Source organism: Galactobacter sp. (assembly GCF_022712295.1).
Lineage (GTDB): Bacteria > Actinomycetota > Actinomycetes > Actinomycetales > Micrococcaceae > Galactobacter.
This window is the reverse complement of record NZ_JALAGT010000036.1, coordinates 1-14,284: the sequence shown is the minus strand read 5'-3', so window position 1 is coordinate 14,284 and position 14,284 is coordinate 1. Positions and strand designations below refer to the sequence as shown.

10 protein-coding genes and 1 tRNA gene are annotated in these 14,284 nt (G+C 66.0%); 7 read left to right on the top strand and 4 right to left on the bottom strand.

Going from position 1 to position 14,284, the window contains the following annotated elements; genetic code table 11:
- The first annotated feature begins 75 nt into the window (after positions 1–75).
- Complete coding sequence (locus Q0A15_RS02805) at positions 76–1,500, top strand: phosphomannomutase/phosphoglucomutase (RefSeq protein WP_291278020.1); 1,425 nt, start codon at positions 76–78, stop codon at positions 1,498–1,500.
- Positions 1,497–1,973 (top strand): hypothetical protein, encoded by a 477-nt coding sequence (locus tag Q0A15_RS02800; protein WP_291278019.1) that lies wholly within the window; start codon positions 1,497–1,499, stop codon positions 1,971–1,973. Before Q0A15_RS02805 ends, Q0A15_RS02800 begins: the two co-directional genes overlap by 4 nt.
- Before the next feature lie 129 nt (positions 1,974–2,102).
- On the opposite strand, the gene Q0A15_RS02795 is transcribed toward Q0A15_RS02800, so the two are convergent.
- Complete coding sequence (locus tag Q0A15_RS02795; protein WP_291278018.1) at positions 2,103–3,941, bottom strand: phosphoenolpyruvate carboxykinase (GTP); 1,839 nt, start codon at positions 3,939–3,941, stop codon at positions 2,103–2,105.
- Positions 3,942–4,252: 311 nt separating this feature from the next.
- Between Q0A15_RS02795 and Q0A15_RS02790 the strand changes: the two genes are divergently transcribed.
- A tRNA-Arg gene (locus Q0A15_RS02790) sits at positions 4,253–4,329 on the top strand.
- A gap of 105 nt (positions 4,330–4,434) precedes the next feature.
- On the opposite strand, the gene Q0A15_RS02785 is transcribed toward Q0A15_RS02790, so the two are convergent.
- From Q0A15_RS02785 to Q0A15_RS02775, 3 genes are all read right to left on the bottom strand, one after another.
- Positions 4,435–5,613 carry an IS1249 family transposase gene (locus Q0A15_RS02785; RefSeq protein WP_291278017.1) on the bottom strand — a complete coding sequence of 393 codons (1,179 nt, stop codon included), beginning with the start codon at positions 5,611–5,613 and terminating at the stop codon, positions 4,435–4,437.
- Positions 5,614–5,724: 111 nt separating this feature from the next.
- Complete coding sequence (locus tag Q0A15_RS02780) at positions 5,725–6,246, bottom strand: histidine phosphatase family protein (protein ID WP_291278016.1); 522 nt, start codon at positions 6,244–6,246, stop codon at positions 5,725–5,727.
- Positions 6,247–6,321: 75 nt separating this feature from the next.
- Positions 6,322–7,095, bottom strand: a complete 774-nt coding sequence (locus Q0A15_RS02775) for a winged helix-turn-helix domain-containing protein (protein WP_291278015.1) — start codon at positions 7,093–7,095, stop codon at positions 6,322–6,324.
- A gap of 547 nt (positions 7,096–7,642) precedes the next feature.
- On the opposite strand from Q0A15_RS02775, the gene Q0A15_RS02770 reads away from it, so the two are divergent.
- The 4 genes from Q0A15_RS02770 to Q0A15_RS02755 all read left to right on the top strand — a co-directional run bounded on the left by Q0A15_RS02770 (position 7,643) and on the right by Q0A15_RS02755 (position 14,120).
- Positions 7,643–8,383 carry a response regulator transcription factor gene (locus Q0A15_RS02770; RefSeq protein WP_291278014.1) on the top strand — a complete coding sequence of 247 codons (741 nt, stop codon included), beginning with the start codon at positions 7,643–7,645 and terminating at the stop codon, positions 8,381–8,383.
- On the top strand, positions 8,380–10,020 hold the full coding sequence (locus tag Q0A15_RS02765) for a cell wall metabolism sensor histidine kinase WalK (protein ID WP_291278013.1): 1,641 nt from the start codon (positions 8,380–8,382) through the stop codon (positions 10,018–10,020). Before Q0A15_RS02770 ends, Q0A15_RS02765 begins: the two co-directional genes overlap by 4 nt.
- Positions 10,021–10,245: 225 nt before the next feature.
- On the top strand, positions 10,246–11,715 hold the full coding sequence (locus Q0A15_RS02760) for a bifunctional glycosyltransferase family 2/GtrA family protein (protein WP_291278012.1): 1,470 nt from the start codon (positions 10,246–10,248) through the stop codon (positions 11,713–11,715).
- A complete protein-coding gene (locus Q0A15_RS02755) occupies positions 11,712–14,120 on the top strand; it encodes a glycosyltransferase family 39 protein (protein ID WP_291278011.1) in 2,409 nt (802 codons plus the stop codon). Before Q0A15_RS02760 ends, Q0A15_RS02755 begins: the two co-directional genes overlap by 4 nt.
- The last annotated feature ends 164 nt before the right edge of the window (positions 14,121–14,284 follow it).

Genomic DNA, 14,284 nt, shown 5'->3' with positions numbered 1-14,284 from the left:
CACCCCGACCGAATGCTCCCCCGATTCCGAGACTGTGGATAAACCGCTCGTCTGCTACGCCGTAGGCTGGTACCCGTGACCAGCACAGATCTCTCCCGGTGTTTCAAGGCCTACGACGTCAGAGGACTGGTGGGCCAGGACCTCACCGAGGAGGTGGTCCGGGCCATCGGCGCTGCGTTCGCGGACGTCCTCGAGCTGCAGGGCCAGACGGTTCTGATCGGGCGGGACATGCGCCCGTCCTCCGAGCTCTTCGCCTTGGCCTTCGCGGAGGGCGCCGCCTCCAGAGGCGCTCGCCCCACGATGCTCGGCCTGATCTCCACCGACGAGCTCTACTTCGCCTGTGGCCGCCTGCACGCCGCAGGCGTGACCTTCACCGCCAGCCACAATCCCGCCCAGTACAACGGGATCAAGATGGCCAAGCCGGGCGCTGTCCCCGTCTCCGCGGAAACCGGTCTCTTCGACATCCGCGACTTGGCCCAGCGCTACCTGGATGAGGGCCTCCCGGATTCGGTCCCCGCCCCAGCGGCACCCCAGGTGCGCGATGTGCTGGCCGACTACGCCGAGTATCTGCGTGAGCTCGTGGACGTGAGTAGGATCCGACCACTGAAGGTCGTCGTGGATGCCGGGAACGGCATGGGTGGCCTCACCACACCGGCGGTTCTGGGCCAGGAGCTGCTTCCTGCGCTCCCCCTGACCATCGAGCCGCTGTACTTCGACTTGGACGGGACCTTCCCGAACCACCCAGCGAATCCGCTGGAGCCCGCCAATCTCGAGGACCTCCGCCGCGCCGTGGTGGAGCATGAGGCGGACCTGGGGCTCGCCTTCGACGGAGATGCCGACCGCTGCTTCGTGGTGGACGAGTTGGGGGAACCCGTCACCCCCTCCGCCATCACCGCGCTCGTCGCAGACCGAGAGATCGCCCGCGCCAAGGCCGCAGGCGTGCAGGACCCCGTGGTGATCCACAACCTGATCACGTCCCGCTACGTGCCTGAGCTCATCGCGTCAGTGGGCGGTCGAGCCGTGCGAACGCGGGTGGGCCACTCCTATATCAAGGCCGTCATGGCGTCTGAATCCGCGATCTTCGGCGGCGAGCACTCCGCTCACTACTACTTCCGTGATTTTTTCAATGCGGATACAGGCATGCTTGCCGCGTTACACGTCCTCGCCGCCTTGGGCTCACAAGGACTTCCGCTGTCCCAGCTCGCCTCCACCTATGACCCATACTTCGCCAGCGGAGAGATCAACTCGGAGGTGGAGGACAAGGAGGCGGCAGTCGCGGCGGTGCTCGCGGTGATGACGGATCAACAGCGCGCAGGCACTCCCGTTACCGTAGAAACCCTTGACGGGACCACCGTGAGCGCAGAGGACGGTTCCTGGTGGTTCAACCTGCGCCCGTCCAACACAGAACCCTTCCTCCGTTACAACGGGGAAGCCACCACGCCTGCGACCATGGCCGCCGTGCGCGATCAGGTCCTGGCCATCGTCCGAGGAGAAGCATGAGCAACAATCCAAGCAACGACCTGGACCTGGTCATCGGTACGGCCTTGTCCATGGGGCAGGACCAGTTGAACCAACAGGGCGCGGTGATGCCCTTCGCTGTGGTCCTCGAGAACCGAACGGCCACCGCCCGCAGGGCAGCGGAGGGCGACGACGCCCCCGAGGAGGGGCAGCCACCCCTGCGCCTGGTGTTCGTGGCGCCCGAGGAGGAATCCGAGGAGGTGGATGGAGCGGACACCATCGAGGACCTCTATCTGGCCCTCGAAGAGCAGGCAGGCGACCTGGATGCGGCCGCCGTCGTCTCCGACGTGACGCTCCTGGACGCCGAGGAAGCCGGTGACGCCCTACATGTCGCCGCCGAGCACCGTAGCGGCGATGTCGCCGCACTGCTGCAGCCCTACAGCGCTGCCAATGGCGAGTACGCGTGGGGAGAACTGGAAGCGGACGAGGCGGAGCCTCGCATCTTCACTGCCTGAGCCACCAGCTCAAGGTGCCCGACGGCGGATGGCGGCCATCCGCCGTCGGGCACCATTTGCGTGCTGAACGCACTGAACCCCTCCCGGGCGGACCGGGAGGGGTTCAGTGACTGGCACGAGTGAGGTGCGTCAGCCGTCCAGGCGCTCCGTCAGAGCATCGAGTTCGGCACGAAGTGAAGCCGGAAGAGCGTCACCGAAGTTGGCGTACCACTCCTCGATGCCGGGGAGTTCTGCACGCCACTCGTCGACGTCCACGTGGGTGGCCTCTGCAAGCTGGTCATCACTCATGTTCAGACCGCTCACGTCCAGAGATCCCGGCGCGGGGATCAAGCCGATCGGGGTGTCCTTGGCTTCTGCCTTACCCTCGATGCGCTCCACGACCCACTTGAGTACGCGTGAGTTCTCGGAGAATCCGGGCCAGGCGAAGCCGCCCTCGGAGTCGCGACGGAACCAGTTGACCAGGAAGACCTGGGGCAGCTGCTCTGCGTTGCCGCGCTCCGAGATGGAATCCCAGTGGTTCAGGTAGTCGCCGGCGTTGTAGCCGATGAACGGCAGCATGGCCATCGGGTCGCGGCGCACACGGCCCACGGCGCCGGCAGCTGCGGCCGTGGTCTCGGAGGAGAGCGTGGAGCCCATGAACACGCCGGAGGTCCACGTGCGGGCCTGAGTCACCAACGGAACGGTGGTCTTACGGCGGCCACCGAAGAGGATGGCATCGACCTTGACTCCCTCGGGATCGAAGTACTCCTTGGAGAGCATGTCGATCTGATCGATCGGGGTGCAGAAACGGGAGTTCGGGTGGGCGGCCGGACGGTCCATGTCCGGTGTCCAGTCCTGACCCAGCCAGTCGGTGAGGTGCTCGGGCTCCTCGTCGGTCATGCCTTCCCACCACACGCCCCCGTCATCGGTGAGGGCAACGTTGGTGAAGATGGAGTTGCCCTTGGCGATGGCGCGCATGGCGTTGGGGTTGGTGGACCAGCCGGTACCGGGGGCCACGCCGAACAGGCCGGCCTCCGGGTTGATGGCGCGCAGTTCACCCTGCTCACCGAAGCGCATCCAGGAGATGTCATCGCCCAGGGTCTCGGCCTTCCAGCCCTCGATGGTGGGATCGATCAGGGCCAGGTTGGTCTTGCCGCAAGCCGACGGGAAAGCGGCCGCGATGTGGTAGTTCTTGCCCTCCGGGCTGGTCAGCTTCAGGATCAGCATGTGTTCGGCGAGCCAGCCCTCGTCACGTGCAATGACGGAAGCGATGCGAAGCGCGTAGCACTTCTTGCCAAGCAGGGCGTTTCCGCCGTAGCCGGAGCCGTAGGAGATGATCTCGCGGGTCTCCGGGAAGTGGACGATGTACTTGGTGTCGTTGCAGGGCCAAGCGACGTCCTCCTGTCCGGGCTCAAGCGGGGCTCCCAAGGAGTGAAGAGCGGGGACGAAGAAGGCGTCCTGGGCTTCGAGCTTGCGCAGCACATCGGTGCCGATGGTGGCCATGATGCGCATGGAGGCCACGACGTAGGCGGAGTCGGTGATCTCCACACCGAAGGCCGGCTCTGCGGCGTCCAGGTGACCCATCACGAACGGGATCACGTACATGGTGCGTCCACGCATGGAGCCGGCGAAGAGACCGTTGAGGGTCTCCTTCATCTCCTTGGGATCCGCCCAGTTGTTGGTGAAGCCGGCGTCTTTCTCCTGTTCGGAGCAGATGAAGGTGCGCTCCTCCACGCGGGCCACATCGCTGGGATCGGAGAAGGCAGCGAAGGAGTTGGGGAACGTTTCCGGGTTGAGCCGGGTCAGGGTGCCGGCCTCCACGAGCTCGTCGGTGAGGCGGGCGTTCTCCTCTTCGCTGCCGTCCACCCAATAGACGCGCTCCGGCGTGGTCAGTGCGGCAACCTCCGCAACCCACTGAGCCAGCTTGGCGTGGGTGGTCGGCGCTGCATTCTTGACGGCCTGCTGCTGCGTCTCGGTGACGGTAGTCATGAAGGGATCCCTCCGGTTCTTCAAGTGGTGCATTGATCGTAGGCGAGCGGGGCATCAGGCCGCTGAGAACGAATGGGACGGAGATCACCAATGGGCACTTCGAGTGGCACCGCAGACCACAACTCCCGCGTGATTCCGGGGTTTATGGGTACTCCATTAGTGATCAAAGTCACATATACCGGTATATTTGCTGATGAGGAATGGTGCTTTGACCACCCGGGACCCTTCCCTCGTTTTGCGTGCGGTTCAGAACCCGTGTAAAGTCATTCGAGGTCGCAACGAACCGGGTTCCGGGGAATTGCGAAGAATATGCGCCCATAGCTCAGCTGGATAGAGCGTCTGTCTACGGAACAGAAGGTCGGGGGTTCGAATCCCTCTGGGCGCACCATTTGAAAGCCTTGCGGAAACGCAAGGCTTTTTTGTTGCCCGCCCGGCTTCGCGCCCGGGCCCGATATGGGTTATAGGCAGAAATGTGTGTATGGGGTTGGGCGTGTCATGGGTGTGATCGTCCGGCCCAGCCGTGTTGGATGCCGTTTCCGTCTTCGGGACTGAAGGCGGTGTCGTAGGCGGCTGGTCCGATGGGTTCTTCACTGGCTGATGGGGTGCGGCGGGTTCTGGTGGTTGGGTTGTAGTGCTCTGGTTTGGTCAGGGTCCAGGGGTCCCTTGGATGAGCGGTGAGGGAGTCGAGGAGCCATTCCACGGCCCTGCGTGCGTGGGCCGGGCTGAGGCCGCGGTGGTCACGCAATAGGTGTTTGATCGCGTTGTTCGGGCCGCCTTCCAGCGGTGAGGTTGTTCGGTCCAGGGGCGTGCCGTCGGTGCGGGCGAGGTCGGGGTCCAGCCAGGTGAACAGGTGGTGTTTGCGCAGCAGGCCACGGAAGAGGCCCCGGGATTTGCGCAGCATCTGGTGGGTGTACCACCAGTCCCTGGTCGCGGGCACGGTTGCGGGGCGGGCGTCACCGGCACGGGTGGAGGAACGCTGCTTGAGGAAGGTGTCCCAGCGGGCTTCCCACCCGGTGTATTCACTGATCCACGCGGTGGCTTCTTCCAGGGTGCGCACTCGCATCAGGGTCTTCGTCAACGCGAGGATCTCCTTGCCGGCGTCCAGGCGTGGGTTGAAGGTCTGGTGGCGGCGGATGACGTGGAAGACGTGGAAGAGGCAACGCTGAATCTTCGTCTCCGGCCAGAGTTTCTGGATGGCTGCCAGAGCTGCTCGGTGACCGTCGATGATGACCATGTCTGGGGCAGGGATGCGTTGCAGGAGTGCCTCGTAGGCGGCCTGGTTCTCGCGGTCGCAGAACTGCCAGTCCACGACGTGGGTTCCGGTGTGGGCGATGATCACGCACCAGCCATTGAAGTAGGTCCCATCCAGCATCAGCTGGGCATAGACCTCGCCGGTGGGGTCTGGGTGCGGGACAGGGACTGTCCAGCACCAGGAGGTGGAGGCCCTGAAAGACCGGCCCGTGCCGCCGTGTCCGGCTTGAGTGCTTCGTCCTAGTAGCGACGCCACGAACCGCATCAGCTGGTTGCGACGGGTGATGTCTTCACGGGACTGGGTGCTCGAAGCCCCGCAGTGCTTGCACCGCCAACGGGTTCGTCCGGAACTGGTCTTGCCGTTCTTGACGACCTTGGAGGCACATACATCACACCGGGGCTGATTCGAGGCAAGAGGCACTCCACATGCTTTCAAAGCAAGTGGACGCCCTCCTCGCCCTACTCCCTACAGGGATCCGCCCCCATCCCGTACACACATTTCTGCCTATAACCCCCCGATATCAACCCGGCGTCACCCCACGGTGATGAAGCGCTCCAACCTGGCGTCGCGGCCATCGAGCCCTTCCCACTCCCCCGGCACCTTGAACACACACAGGCCTGCAGGCGGGAAACCGCCGGCCATGTCCAGCACGGCGTCCTCATCGGAATCGGCGGAGCTAAGCCGCATGGCCGCGTCCTGAACCGCAGGAAGGTGCCCCACCACCAGCAGCGAACGCACCGTGGTCGGGGTCTCGTTGATGACAGCAATCATGGCGGCCGCGGGCGACTCGTAGAGCCGTGAATCCACGTAGGCGCTGGGAGCGTCCTCGCCCAGGATCGAGGCGATCCAGGCGTAGGTGGCCCTGGTGCGGCGCGAGTCCGACACCAGCACCCCGTCAGGCACAAGCGACTCGGAAGCCAGGTACTCCCCCACGTCACGCGCCTGCTCCCCGCCGTGCTTCGTCAGCCCGCGGTCAGCGTCCGACATCCCCCACGGGGCCTCGGCTTTGGCGTGGCGCAGCAACAGCAGGGTTCGCTCGTCAGAGTTGCTCATGCCCGCCATCCTACGGACAAACGCGAGGGCCCCGTCCGACAGTCGATGCCGAACGGGGCCCTGAAGCGAATTGGATCAGATGGAGTACTCGGGTGCAGCCCAGACGGTAACCTCGGGGTGCTCGTAGAAGCGGTAGCCCTGGCCACGCACAGTGCGAACGGTGTTGGAGAGGCGACCCAGCTTGGAACGCAGCCGACGGATGTGGACGTCGATGGTGCGCTCGTTGGGAGTCTCGTCCGCATCCTTCCAGAGGCTCTCCAGCAGCTCCTCGCGCCCCACGGTGCGGGAACCGTTCTCCACCAGGTAGTTCAGCAGTTCGAACTCCTTGAACGTGAGGTTGAGCTTGTCGCCGTCCAGCTGCACCTCGCGGCGGGAAAGGTCGATCAACACACCGGTTGCAACGGTCCCGGACTGCTGGCGCTGAGGCGCGCGGGGGGTGCGGCTGATGGTCGGGTCTCCCAGCGCCTGACGAACAACATCCAGATCGTTGCCGTGGGCGGAGGCCGCTGCAAGGGCGACAGCCGCGTGGGTCTGCGCCTCGGGAGCCAGGGTCTGCAGGAAGCCGCGCACCTGGGTTGCAAGCTGTGTCAGGGAGGTGCCTGCAGCGGCGGCAGAGGCCTCGTCAAGGCCTACATAGAGAACGAAGCCGCGAGCCTTCGTCTCGCCCACGGTTGTGGGTCCCTGCTGAGCGTGATCCAGCACCGCCGACGGGCCACCATGATGAATATCCACTTGGTTGGGCCGCTGCGCTGCAGAGGACATCTGCCAAGCCGCCTGCCGCTTGGCCGCTGCTGCGCGACTCTGGGCGTTGCGAACTGAAACGTGGACGTATCCGGGCTGGGTGCTCATGTTTCTCCTCGAAGAGCTGGTGGCCGCAGTGCGGCGAAGAATGCTGTCTGGTTGGGCCGGTGGCCAAGACTGGGATTCAGCCGCGCATCACGCGCGGCAGGAGCATTCGACGTCGACAGCAGAGCGCGCCAGACCCGTTGAACGACGTCACATCGGAGACGATCAGGGGTTCGGTGCTTTGCTTCACACATGACATCATGCGCGTAACATTCGGCGTTTGCAAGGAGGGAATATGCGGCCGTCTCACCATTTGAGACAAAGAATGACGAATGTGAAGCACGTCACGCCCGTCGACAACCGTGAAAGAAGCGCTTCAAGAACTTTGGCGCATCCAAAGAATCCCCGCAGATATACCGATCTTTACCCATCCCGTCACCATGATGCTCCCCGCCAGGCCCCAGCTCCCCACCAGTCGCAATCATGCATGGCGCCTCATACTATTCGTCGCGACCTTGACGTTCGGCATAGAAGCGGGGTACGCAGGGCGCACAGTTCCGTCACAGCAATGAAACAGCATGGCCCCACCTGACTCAGAGAGAGTTCTTCCATGACCACCTCACGTTTCTCCCCCCAGCAGCTGCCCCGCCTCGAGCATCCCGATGGCTCCCCGATCCGCGCCCTCGTCGTGGATGATGAACCTTCATTGGCTGAACTCGTCAGCATGGGCACGCGCATGCTCGGATGGGACGTCTATGTGGCACACGAGGGACAGGATGCGGTGAAGCAGGCGCGCACTCACCAACCGGACGTGCTGGTGCTCGACTGGATGCTTCCCGGCATCGAGGGCCCGGAGGTTCTCACCCGCGTCCGAGCCTTCCTCCCGGACGTGCCGGCACTCTTCCTCACGGCCAAGGACACCGTCGATGACCGCATCGAGGGCCTCGCGGTGGGCGGCGACGACTACGTCACGAAGCCGTTCAGCCTCGAGGAGGTGCTGCTGCGCCTGCACCGCCTGGTGCAGCGTTCCGGTGTCGCCACCGCCGACGAGGCCGAACTGGTGGTCGGTGACCTGACCCTGAACACCGACAGCCATGAGGTCTCCCGCGCCGGAGACGACATCCAGCTGACCGCCACCGAGTTCGACCTGCTCCGGTACCTGATGGAGAACCCTCGCCGTGTGCTCTCCAAGCCGCAGATCCTCGACGCCGTGTGGAACTACGACTTCGGCGGTCAGGCCAACATCGTGGAGCTCTACATCTCCTACCTGCGCAAGAAGATCGACGTGGGCCGTGATCCCATGATCCACACGGTGCGTGGCGCGGGCTACGTCCTCAAGCCCGCCGCATGACATCCGAGCCGCAGGGAACCGAACCACGTCCTGTTCCCGGCCAACCACTGCGGGTAGATCCGCCCGCAGGCTCGGCCGACACAGCTGCGTCCACGTCCCAGTCGTCGGCTGCCGCGCCGGAACACGCCTCATCACCGAGGAAACGCCAAGGCAAGCGCGGGCCCATCACCCTGAAGACCCGTTTGGTGGGGCTCGTCCTGTCCCTGCTGCTCTTGGGTTCCTTCGTCATCTCCGCATCCACCCACGCAACGATGTCGGCCCGCCTGAACGGCCAATTGCAGGACGACCTGCGGACGGCCTCCGATCGTGCCGGTGCCCAGATCAACAACTTCATCACCTCAGACCGTCCTGCACCGTCCGGCGTTCCGGCCGGCACCATCACGGGCGCCATCACCCACGACGGGTCCTACGCGTTCCTACCGCTGTACCAGGACCCTGGTTCGGCCGATGTGAGCATCGTTACACTTTCCGACGCAGACGCCCGGAAGCTCCTCGCAGCCACGTCCGGGCTGGACAGGGGCCAGCCACGGAAGGTGGAGCTGGGCATCGGGAATTACCTGATCATGACAGGCGACATCAAGCTGAAGGACCAGACCAACGGCAGCGTCAGCCAGGGCCGCACGGTGGTCGCCGTCCCCACCGCGACCATGACCCGCACGCTGGCGACACTGGACCTGTCCATGGCGCTGATCTGCCTGGGAGGCACCATCGTGGTCGGCGCGGTCGGATCGCTGCTGATCACCCGCGCGCTTCGCCCGCTGGCCCGCGTTTCCGCCGTGGCCTCCACCGTCGCGGCCCAACCGCTGGAACGGCTGGACGTGGAGCTCTCCTCCGTACGTGTGACTCCCCATGATTCCGAGCCGGGAACCGAGGTCGGCAACGTGGGCCAAGCCCTGAACAACCTCCTGGACAATGTGGACGGAGCGTTGGAGGTGAGAGCCGCTGCAGAGGAACGCATGCGCCGCTTCGCCGCGGATGCCTCCCACGAACTGCGGACCCCGCTGGCGGCTGTCCAGGGCTACTCCGAACTACTCAGCGCCACCGAGTCCCTGTCCGATGACGGCGAGCGCTCACTCGGTCGCGTCAGGGAACAGACCAAGCGCATGGCTGAGCTGGTGGAGAGCCTGCTGTTGCTCTCCAGACTGGACAACAAGCAGCCGACGTCGAACCCGGAGGACGTGGACCTGACTCGTTTGGCCTGCGATCTGTGCCTCGATTTCGAGGTCGCGGCAACGGACCACACTTGGGAGTTCGTGTCCACGTCGGACGAACCGGTGGTGGTCCGTGGAGACGAGAACCAAATCCATCGGGTGGTGCAGAACCTGATGTCCAACGCGCGCAAGCACACCTCGGAGGGCACCCGCGTCACGGTCACCGTGGGCCACACTCCGTCGGGTGGTGCTCAGCTGAAGGTGCACGACACCGGCGAGGGCATCGCCGAGGACTTCAAGGACAAGGTGTTCGATCGTTTCGCCAGGGCCGACGCCGCGCGTTCCGGTGCCACCCCGACCACGGGGCTCGGCCTGGCCATCGTGAAGGCCATCGTCGAGTCCCATGGCGGCACCATCAGGGTTGACTCCCAGCCCGGCGACACCACCTTCACGGTCGAGTTGCCCCAGGCGCCCGTAGCGGCCTGAGAACCCACCTGCCCGACGGCGGTGGCTGACACCCGTGCGGGTGCCGGCCACCGCCGTCGGGCCCTGTGTTCCCCAGCGTGAACACAGTTGACGGTGCCCGGCGACAGACCCGCCACAGCACGCCCACGGTGCGCAGACAGAATCATGGGAAACCCCTAGCCACCCTTGGGAGAACCACGGTTTCAGCCTGCATTTCCCACAGCCACGCGGACTTGAGTTCTGTCCATGACGAACTCACCAGCTCACCGGCCACCGGACAGCCCCCAACCGGACAACTCCCTCAGCGAGACCACCGACCCACGTGCCATGGGCCGTCCCGCGGTGCAGGTGGCACCGGGTGAGCCGATCGTGGACGTGGTGATTCCCGTCTACAACGAGGAGACCGACCTGGCCGGTTGCATCCGGACCTTGGACGACTACCTGGCCGGCCTCTACCCGGCCGACGGCCCCGGCTACTCGATCACCATCGCGGACAACGCCTCCACCGACCAGACCCCACAGATCGGGGCCGCGTTGGCGGACGACCTGACCCACGTACGGTACCTGCGCCTGGAGGAGAAGGGCCGCGGGCGTGCGCTGCGCAGGGCCTGGCTGACCTCCCAGGCCCCGGTTCTGGCGTACATGGACGTGGACCTCTCCACCGGGCTCAGCGCCTTCCCGGCGCTGGTGGCCCCACTGATCTCCGGCCACTCGGACGTGGCGATCGGCTCACGGCTGGCGGCCGGTGCCGCCATCCTGCGCGGCCCCAAGCGCGATTTCATCTCTCGTTGCTACAACCTGCTGCTCAAGGGGTGTGTCGGTGCCGGGTTCTCCGATGCCCAGTGCGGTTTCAAGGCCATCCGCAAGGACGTCGCCGAGCGCCTCATCCCCGTCGTGGCGGACGAGGCCTGGTTCTTCGACACGGAGATGCTCATCCTGGCCGAACAGGCCGGGCTACGCATCAGTGAGGTCTCCGTGGACTGGGTGGACGACCCCAACTCCACGGTTCACGTCGCCGATACGGCCTTCAAGGACCTCCAGGGCGTCTGGCGGGTGGGCACAGGACTGCTGCGCGGGCGGATCCCGCTCGCCGCGGTGCGCGAGGAACTGGGACGCGAGACCCAGACCGCTCGGCCTCGCGGATTCTGGGGCCACCTGGTCCGCTTCGGCGCGGTAGGCATCGGCACCACGATCCTGCAGATGGTGCTCTTCGTGCTGCTCGGCTTCGTGATGGGCGCGCAGGTGGCCAACGTGGTCTCACTGCTGCTGGCCACGGTCGCGAATACCGCGTTCAACCGATCCTTCACCTTCGGCGTGAGGGGTAGGGCGGGCATGGTCACCCATCACCTACAAGGCCTCACGGTCTTCTTCCTCGGCTGGGGGCTCTCCGCCGGTTCGCTGGCCATGGCCCACGCGGCAGGTGCGTCCCGAACAGGCGAGGTCATCGCCGTGGTGGGAGGCAACCTCGTGGCCACCCTGGTCAAGTTCGTGCTCTTCCGAACCTGGGTCTTCCGTGACCAGGTCTCCCCCAAGCTCCGCGCGACCACCGCCGACTCCCAGCCCGACCAGGACCAACGCTTCCCTACCAGCGGGAACCCGGTGACCGCCGGAGTTCCCACGGTTCCCCGGAGTTCGGCCTCCCTTCGCGAAACCAATCCCCCTCTTCAGCAAACCAACCCCTCCCTCCAAGAAACCAGCCAGGAGCAGTCCCGATGAGTTCCATCTCCACATCCCTCGCGGAGACGGCAGGCGCGGGGACGACCTCGCGCCGCCGGCTGCGCACCCGAAGTCATGCCGCCACGCGAGCCAAAGCCACCGTGACCCAGCGCATCGGTCTCGGCGTCCTCCTGCTCGGCACCGCCGTGCTCTACCTCTGGAACCTGGGTATCAACGGCTGGGGCAACTCGTTCTACGCCGCCGCGATCCAGGCGGGCAGCGAGAACTGGGAGGCCTTCCTCTTCGGTTCCTCCGACGCGGGCAACTCCATCACGGTGGACAAACCTCCGGCGTTCCTCTGGATCCCTGCGTTGTCCGCCCGGATCTTCGGCCTGAATTCCTGGTCCATCCTGGTCCCTGAGGCCCTCATGGGCGTGGCCGCCGTCTGGCTGCTTTACTCCCTGCTCTCCAGGGTCTCCAACCGTTGGGTCGGCCTGTTGGGCGGCACGCTGTTGGCCATCAGCCCGGTGGGCATGCTGATGTTCCGTTACGACAACCCGGAGGCGCTGCTGATCCTGCTCTCCGTCGCCGCGACCTACGGTGTGGTGCGGGCCGTTCAGGCCTCGTTCCCCCGCGAGGTACCGAGCGAAACGGGACACTCGGGCACCACGGTTGGCACCGCCGGCGGACATTCCGAGGCGGCCGTGGCCGCCAATTCCACGAACGCCGCCAAGGGCGGCCTACGGTCCAAGCTCGCCTCCCCCGCGCTGTGGTGGATGGTCTTCGTCGGCGCCATGGTGGGCTTCGGCTTCCTGACCAAGCAGCTGCAGGCCGTGGTGATCGTCCCGACGCTGGCGCTGGCGTACCTGCTCTGTTCCCGTGCCGGCTGGCTCAAGCGCATCGGACACCTGTTCGCCGCGGCCGCCGCCATGATCCTCGCAGCCGGTTGGTGGGTGGCGCTCGTGGAACTGCTCCCGGCGTCGGCCCGCCCCTACGTTGGCGGCTCCACGAACAACTCCTTCCTCGACCTGACCTTCGGTTACAACGGGCTCGGTCGCCTGAACGGGGACGAGGAAGGTTCCGTGGGCAGCATGTGGGGCACCCCGTCCATCGTGCGTCTGGTGACCGGCAACTACGTCACCATGATCGGTTGGATGATCCCCACCGCGCTCGTGGCCGCGGTCATCGGCATCGTGCTGATCCTCCGCTCGCACCCCAAGCGCAACGACGCCGCCCGGCTCCGTGCAGCCGCCTTCGTGGCCCTGGCCGGCTGGTTCGTGGTGGAGGGCCTGGTCATCTCCTTCATGCAGGGCATCACCCACGAGTACTACACGGCGATCCTCGCGGCCCCCATCGCCGGTACCGTGGCCCTCACCGCCGGCTGGCTGTGGGAGAAGAAGTCCTCCTGGTTCGCTTCCATCAGCCTGGCGGCCCTGGTCCTGGTGACGGCGGGCATCTCCATGCTGATCGCAGCCAACTACTCCGTGACGCCGGTGCTCTCGGTGATCCTGGGCGCGGTGGCACTCGTCGGGGCCGTGGCCCTGGCACTGCGCCCGCTCTACGCCGGTGAACGCCGCAATCTTCCCAAGAGTGCCCGACGCACCATCGCCACCGCAGCCGTCGCCGCCGCCTTGATCGGTGGCTTGGGTACGCAGGCCGCCTTCGCGGCCTCCACGACCACCACGGCCAAGACCGGATCCCTGATCTACGCGGGCTCCTCGCAGGGCCGCGGTGGTCCGGGCGGCGGATCCTCCTCGTCCTCCGGTGACGGCATCTTCGGCACGAACCTCTTTTCCTCCCTCTCCGACTCCAGTGGGCGTGCCGGCGGCGGCGGTCAGGGTGGCCCCGGCGGCATGCCGGGCGGTGGCCAGGGAGGCCCCGGAGGTAATGGCGGCCAGGGCGCTCCCGGCGGAAATGCCGGAAATGGCGGCAACGGCGGACAGCAGGGTGGCCTGCCCGGCGGCGGCCAGGGTGGTCCCGGTGGCAACACGCAGAACGGCAACACCCAGAACGGCAACACCCAGGGTGGGCCCGGTGGGAACACGGCCGGTAACGAGGACGGCGCAACCGACGGGGGCGGTGGCGGCGCCGGTGGCCTGCTGAACTCCTCCACCCCGGGCGAGGAGGTCCAGGCACTGCTCAATGAGAACGCCGACGACTACACCTGGGTCGCTGCCACGACCGGAGCCAACAACGCCGCCGGCTACCAGCTGGCCGTGCAGCACTCGGTGATGCCGGTGGGTGGCTACAACGGAACCGACAACTCCCCGACCCTGGAGCAGTTCAAGACCTGGGTCGAGGAGGGCGAGATCCACTACTACATCGACTCCGGTTCGGGACGTGGTGGCTCCAACAGCGATTCCGCCGCCTCTGCCATCAGTTCATGGGTTCAGGAGAACTTCACCGCCACCACCGTGGACGGTGTCACCCTCTACGACCTGACGGCGGAAACCTCCACGAACTGATTCACCCGACGAGACCGGGCGGCGCCGAGCGCCCGGCCAATGCCCCACGCCGCGGCCCCCTGACGCCCCCGCGGGCGGGGGGCGCGGGGGGGGGGATTGGGGCGGGTCTACGCGGCGAGGCCGGAGAGGCGGGCGCCGGCGGCACCGAGGGCGGGGGGGGTGTG

Coding starts and splice junctions, on each gene's coding strand:
- Q0A15_RS02800 (WP_291278019.1), top strand. CDS start 1,497: ATGAGCAACAATCCAAGCAACGACCTGGACCTGGTCATCGGTACGGCC.
- Q0A15_RS02795 (WP_291278018.1), bottom strand. CDS start 3,941: ATGACTACCGTCACCGAGACGCAGCAGCAGGCCGTCAAGAATGCAGCG.
- Q0A15_RS02780 (WP_291278016.1), bottom strand. CDS start 6,246: ATGAGCAACTCTGACGAGCGAACCCTGCTGTTGCTGCGCCACGCCAAA.
- Q0A15_RS02775 (WP_291278015.1), bottom strand. CDS start 7,095: ATGAGCACCCAGCCCGGATACGTCCACGTTTCAGTTCGCAACGCCCAG.
- Q0A15_RS02770 (WP_291278014.1), top strand. CDS start 7,643: ATGACCACCTCACGTTTCTCCCCCCAGCAGCTGCCCCGCCTCGAGCAT.
- Q0A15_RS02765 (WP_291278013.1), top strand. CDS start 8,380: ATGACATCCGAGCCGCAGGGAACCGAACCACGTCCTGTTCCCGGCCAA.
- Q0A15_RS02760 (WP_291278012.1), top strand. CDS start 10,246: ATGACGAACTCACCAGCTCACCGGCCACCGGACAGCCCCCAACCGGAC.
- Q0A15_RS02755 (WP_291278011.1), top strand. CDS start 11,712: ATGAGTTCCATCTCCACATCCCTCGCGGAGACGGCAGGCGCGGGGACG.